The 5,361-nt window shown below is 67.5% G+C and carries 6 protein-coding genes and 1 pseudogene; 5 read left to right on the forward strand and 2 right to left on the reverse strand.

Going from position 1 to position 5,361, the window contains the following annotated elements:
- Positions 1-157: 157 nt before the first annotated feature.
- Together GPZ80_RS33185 and GPZ80_RS33190 are read right to left on the reverse strand one after the other, a co-directional pair.
- A complete protein-coding gene (locus GPZ80_RS33185; protein ID WP_246477684.1) occupies positions 158-706 on the reverse strand; it encodes a peptide deformylase in 549 nt (182 codons plus the stop codon).
- A 35-nt stretch (positions 707-741) separates the two neighbouring features.
- The gene (locus GPZ80_RS33190; protein WP_246477685.1) at positions 742-1,677 is read right to left on the reverse strand and encodes a helix-turn-helix domain-containing protein; all 936 of its coding nucleotides are present in this window, start codon (positions 1,675-1,677) and stop codon (positions 742-744) included.
- Positions 1,678-2,377: 700 nt separating this feature from the next.
- Between GPZ80_RS33190 and GPZ80_RS31745 the strand changes: the two are divergent.
- The 5 genes and pseudogenes from GPZ80_RS31745 to GPZ80_RS31765 form a co-directional block, all read left to right on the forward strand.
- Positions 2,378-3,379 (forward strand): annotated as a pseudogene (locus GPZ80_RS31745) (ribonucleotide reductase barrel domain-containing protein); the annotation flags it as partial.
- 217 nt (positions 3,380-3,596) lie between these two features.
- On the forward strand, positions 3,597-3,959 hold the full coding sequence (locus GPZ80_RS31750) for an NUDIX domain-containing protein (protein WP_246477686.1): 363 nt from the start codon (positions 3,597-3,599) through the stop codon (positions 3,957-3,959).
- 18 nt (positions 3,960-3,977) lie between these two features.
- Positions 3,978-4,235 carry a hypothetical protein gene (locus GPZ80_RS31755; protein ID WP_187224793.1) on the forward strand — a complete coding sequence of 86 codons (258 nt, stop codon included), beginning with the start codon at positions 3,978-3,980 and terminating at the stop codon, positions 4,233-4,235.
- Positions 4,232-4,900, forward strand: a complete 669-nt coding sequence (locus GPZ80_RS33930; protein WP_187224794.1) for a hypothetical protein — start codon at positions 4,232-4,234, stop codon at positions 4,898-4,900. Before GPZ80_RS31755 ends, GPZ80_RS33930 begins: the two co-directional genes overlap by 4 nt.
- Positions 4,900-5,232, forward strand: a complete 333-nt coding sequence (locus GPZ80_RS31765; RefSeq protein WP_187224795.1) for a hypothetical protein — start codon at positions 4,900-4,902, stop codon at positions 5,230-5,232. The genes GPZ80_RS33930 and GPZ80_RS31765 overlap by 1 nt, the downstream gene beginning before the upstream one ends.
- Positions 5,233-5,361: the final 129 nt, after the last annotated feature.

Genomic DNA, 5,361 nt, shown 5'->3' on the forward strand with positions numbered 1-5,361 from the left:
CCGGAGCTGTGGTGGAGTCGCGCTCCCGCCGCCTCCCGGTCGCGGTGGCTGATTTGTGAGTGTTGGCTGGGGCGACGGCTCTGGGGTTCCACGGCGTGCCGATCGTGCCGGTTGCCAACGTTGCACACAGCGGGTGGCGTCTACGCAGGGGTGAGACTCAGGGCCGTGCCTGGTTGTACTGCCACCCGCTGCCGGTGCCCTTGTACTGCTCGACGGGGATGGGCGTGCGTCCTTCCGGCAGGTGGTCTTTGCACAGCACACCGTGCAGGTGGTCGACCTCGTGGGCGACCAGGCGCGCAACGCCGTCGTTAAAGATGGTGATGCGGCGTTCGCCGTCGATGTCGGTGTGCTCGACGTGCAGCTCCAGGGGGCGGGGAACCAGGCATCGGACGTCGAAGAAGCTGAGGCACCCCTCGTACTGATCGTCGGTGGTCGGGCTGCTCTCGACCACGTGGGGGTTGAGCAGGGTGATGACTTCGGCGGCACCCTGCGGGCGGATGATCGCTGCGGCTCGGTCAATGCCGATTTGCGGCGCGGCGATACCCATGCCCTTGCCGAAGTTGTGGGCCTTGGCCACGCGCTCGGTGGCGGACAGCAGCTCGTTCACGACGCGCCGGGCGTCCTCTGCTTCCTCGGGTAGCGCGAAGGGGCGCGCCTGCTTCCGCAGGACGGGGTCACCGTCCTGGACGATGCCGAGGGAGGTCATAGTCTGGCTCGGGGTCGGCCGGGTGGGTTCGCCGGTCATGGTGCGTGCGGCGCGGAAGTGCCACTCCAGTCGGTAGCGAGCGGGCAGGGGCGGGTCTTGGTCCAGGAGAACACGCGGCGGTCGTCGTGATCTGCCCGTTCGATGGGGGTGGCGAACGGCATCGCCTCGGCGGTCATCGAGGTAGACAGGCCCCAGACGGCCGGGTCGTGGTCAGCCGGGAAGTCCAGGGTCACCGACAGCCGGTTGGTGGGCAGGCGCACCGCACGGCGGAACCAGGGCCCCCACTTGCTTTCGGCGACGGTGTAGACGTACTCGATGTCGGTGCTCTCGCCGGGGTAGAGCGGGAAGTGCCCGTCGTCGTTGGCGAACAGCAGCCAGACCTCTTTGAACGCGTCGCGGTCGTGCTGGGGCACCCAGTGCATCGGATCGGCGCGGCGTTCGCCGTGCCAGGCGTGCAGCTCGATCTCGTCCCAGGTGAGTGGGTTGTCCCGGTAGTGCTGGTTTGACCGCTCAGGGTCGCCGGGATAGCGGTCGACCGAGATGCGGATCAGATACCGGGTGATCGGGTGCTCGCCCCCGTTGAACAGCCGTCGTCGCATAGTCGCGCGATACATTCGGCGGTCGGCGTCGTAGTTCAGTTCGGCGTGGTCGTGTTCGACCACCAGACTCGCAGTGGACGGGTCCGCCGATTCCTGGAAGGCCGCCGGCTTCGGACGCCGCACCGCCGCGCGGCCGGCCTCCATCTCCTGCCACGCCCGGCGCAGGGCGCCGCCCGCGTTCAGAGCAGTGTCGGCGGCGACAGCAAAGTCTCGGGAGGGGTGCTCGGTGCCGGACTCGACCTTGGAAACGTAGGAGCGGCTAAACCCCATCAGCTTCGCTGTGGCAGCTCGCGAGAGTCCGGCGATATCGCGCCAGTGCTTGAACTCCGCCACGAACACGTCGTCGTCTGCGTTGTCCTCGCTGGTCCTCATTTATACCTTCCGCGACCGGAGCGTGAGCGTGAGCGTGCGTGAGTGCACCGTGATCGAGTTCTCACTCTACGGGCACACCCCGACCGGCCTGTGTCCTTGGTCTTCATCCACCGAAATGGAGACAAGGGTGTACCGATCGACGTTCCCCAAGCGCCACCACATCGAGAAGTACTTGCGGTGTGGCCGGATGATCGACCAGGAGGAGACCGCCGCCGACATGGTGAACCGCGTCGTGGCCGCACTCGCCGAGCCGGAGTCGCGGTTTGGCGCGGATCCCGCCGCGTTCGCCGATCTTCTTGGCGCTGAAATGGACTCAGCGCGCATCGTGTTCAGCACCCCGATCATGACCAACGCGGGCCGCTACCGCGACCGCCCCTTGGCGGCCTGCGCGGTTCCGCCTGTCGACCTCCGCGGTGACCTGGCGAAGGTCCGCGCCACAGTTGACAGTTATCACCAGGCCGGGATGGGCACCGGCTTCAATCTCACCGAGGTGGAAGACCCGGTTGCCGTCCTGCGGCACCTCAACGACATTGCGGTTGACGGCGCGGCCAGCGGCCGGGAGGACCGACCGGTCGGCAACATGGCGATCCTGAACCTGAGCCACCCGCGCGCGGCCGAGTTCATCGAGTGCAAGCGCGGCGCGGACGGCCGCGGCGAGCAGTGGAAGTTCAACATCTCCCTCGCAGTCACCGACGCCGACATGCGCCGGGCAGCCAGCGGGCGCGGCAGGGAAGCGGACCTGCTGACCGCAGCCGCCGAGGCGGCCTGGGACTGCGCCGACCCCGGCCTGCTGTTCCTCGACCGTATGAACGAGGACAACCCCACCCCGGAGGTCGGCCAGTACGTTTCGACCGCACCCTGCGCCGAGGTCGGCCAGGTGACGGGGGAGACCTGCCAGTTCGGCTACGTCAACCTCGGCGCGTTCCACCGCACTGGAGGCCGCGTTCGGCTCGACCTGGACGGCTTGGCTGACACGGTGACCGTCCTGGTGCGCGCGCTGGACAACGCGATCGAGGCCAGCATGGCTCACTACCCACATCCATTGTCAGGGCAGGTGATGGCCGCCAAACGCAAGATCGGCGTGGGCATCTGCGGGCTCGCGGACCTGCTCATCGCCGCCCGTATCCCCTATGACTCGGTGCAGGGACGCCGCCTCGCGCAGGAAGCCCTGGCGTTCGTCAACTACGTCTCCAGGCTCGCCTCCGTCGAGCTGGCCGAGAAGCGCGGGGCGTGCTCGGCGGTTCGGCTCGGAACGTCCCGCTATGCCGACACGGGTTTCCTGAAGCGGTTCGCCAACCTCGATGTCGCCGCCGTCTCCCCGGACGCCTGGGCTGGCCTCGCCGAGCGCATCGCCACCTCGGGCGATCTGCGCAACTCCAGCACCATCGCTCTGCCGCCGACCGGACGCAGCGCGCCTGTGATCGAGGCGTCCACCGGCATCGAGCCACTGTTCCAGCTCACCCACCAGACCGGCGTGCACCCTCAGGTCGCCGCCACTCTGGTGGACTACGGTCGCGTGGACCTCATCGACCACGTGTTGTCGGTTGGCCGTGTTCCGACGCGAGACGACGTGTCCACCGAGCTGGCCGCGGTGCTCGCCACGGCGACCCAGATCAAGCCCGCCGGGCACCTCGGCATGGCCGCCGCCGCGCAAGCCTGCGTGGACGAGGCCGTGTCCAAGACCGTCAACCTCGATCCCGACGCCACCGCCGCCGACGTGGCCGACACCTACCTCTCGGCATGGGACGTGGGTCTCAAGGGCTCACCGTCTACCGCGACGGATCACGAACCGCACAACCCAAGGCGCTGTAGGAAGGATCGCGTTGCGCACTGCCGAATGGATCTTCGATACCAAGCACGACCGCTACCCGGTGGCATCGCACCTGTTCCTCATCGACCAGGACGAGCGCGTGCTGTTCATGCGCCGGGCAGGGTCTGGTTACGCGGACGGTCAACTCGGCGTCCCGGCCGGGCACGTCGACCTCGGCGAGACCGTCACCGAGAGCATCATCCGGGAGACCGGCGAAGAACTTGGCATCAAGCTCGACGCGGGCGACCTGGTCTTCGCCGGGACCATGTTCCGGCGAAGCCAGGAGCCGCGCGTCGACTACTTCTTCACAGCCCGCACCTGGGAGGGGGAGCCGACCATCCGCGAGCCGCACAAGTGCACGGAGCTGGTCTGGGCATCGTCGGACGACCTTTCGTCCGACGTCATCCCGTACCTCGTCCGCGCGCTCGACAACGCGCGCACGGGCACTGTGTTCGACGAGCACGGCTGGTGAGTCCGACCTGGGGGGACGATGAGCGTTGAGCGGTTGCGTGGCGAGATCGGAGAGATCGAGGCACTGGTCGAACAAGGGCTGGAGGACGTGCGGGCCGCAGCCGAGCCGATCGACTCCGCAGTCGCTGGCCTAGGCGTGTTGCTCAAGTCGTCGGCGCGCCTGGAGGCGGAAGCCGCGCAGGGCACACTGTGCGAAGCAGCCGAGCGCCTGGTCTCGTCTCTGGACACCGGGCGCGCTGCGCTGGAGGCTGCGGCCCTGTACAAGGCCGGGCTGTGAGCATCCAGGACCTTGTCGCTGGCCTCACCCAGGTGATCGAAGGGTCGGAAGCGTTGCGGGTTCGGCTCTCGGCCGCTGTTACGCGGTTCGAGCAGGCCCAGCACGCGTTCGCGAGGGCGACGCGCGGCAGCAACAGTGCCCACCCGCCACTGGTCGTCGCCGCACTGGGCAGTGCGGGCGAGTTCGTCAGCCAGGCCGTGGGTCTGCTGGCGGGGATGGAGAACTACCTCGCCATGTATGTCCGGGGAGTGGCCGATCCTGGCGTCATCGCCGGGTTGGCGGAACGAGCGGCCAGAGGCGCAGGAGACGGCACCGAGCGGGATTGGAGGCTCGGCTACGACCCCGCGAGCCAGCGTTATCGGCAGGGTGAATCCCTGACCGCTCGACGTGTGGAAGGCCAGCGCCATACTGTGTTGGTTCGGTCCTCTAAGACGAAGGGGCCGGACTGGATCGGCCCGGATGGCAAGACCTATGACGCGGTCGGCCCGTTCGCTGGCAAGTACTTCGACCGGCAGTGGGAGATCTTCCAAGGCAGGATCTTGGATCACATGAACAAGGCTGACTGGGTGCCGGTCGACGTCTCCCAGTTCACCCCGGAGCAGGTGGCGCGAGTGCGAGAATTCATCGGGCCGCTCGGCCCCCGAGTCTTCATCGTTGGAGAGTGATGTCAGGCGACATCTGGATCACCAGGCAGCTACGTTGGCCGGTCAACGACTCGCTGTACAACTGGGTCCTCGACTTCCTGATCGACCGCACGGCCGACGCCGACGCGTTGGCTGAGCTTGAAGAGGTCCGGGACGAGAACCTCGGCGTCGTCGTTGTCGAGGACTTCCCTCAAGCTGTCCGTGCAGCCATGGTCGCCGCCATCCGCGATGACCTGGTACCCGAGGCGGAGAAGCGGTTGCCGGGAGACGAGTGGGCCGAGTTCCGCGACGAGCTGAGCAAGCTCGCCGAGCTGGCAGAAGCCGACTCGCCCGGCTCAAAAGGACCTGAGTAGGGCTCTGGGCATTCACCGGCGACAGCAGACCATGGGAGGGGAGGACGCCGTCGTCCCCTCTCCGGGCTAGGTGATCGGTGGCGTGGTTGTTCGCGTCGTTGCTGTCGTTGCTGTCGTTGCTGTCGTTGC

Source organism: Actinokineospora xionganensis, from assembly GCF_014323725.1.
Classification (GTDB): Bacteria; Actinomycetota; Actinomycetes; order Mycobacteriales; family Pseudonocardiaceae; genus Actinokineospora; species Actinokineospora xionganensis.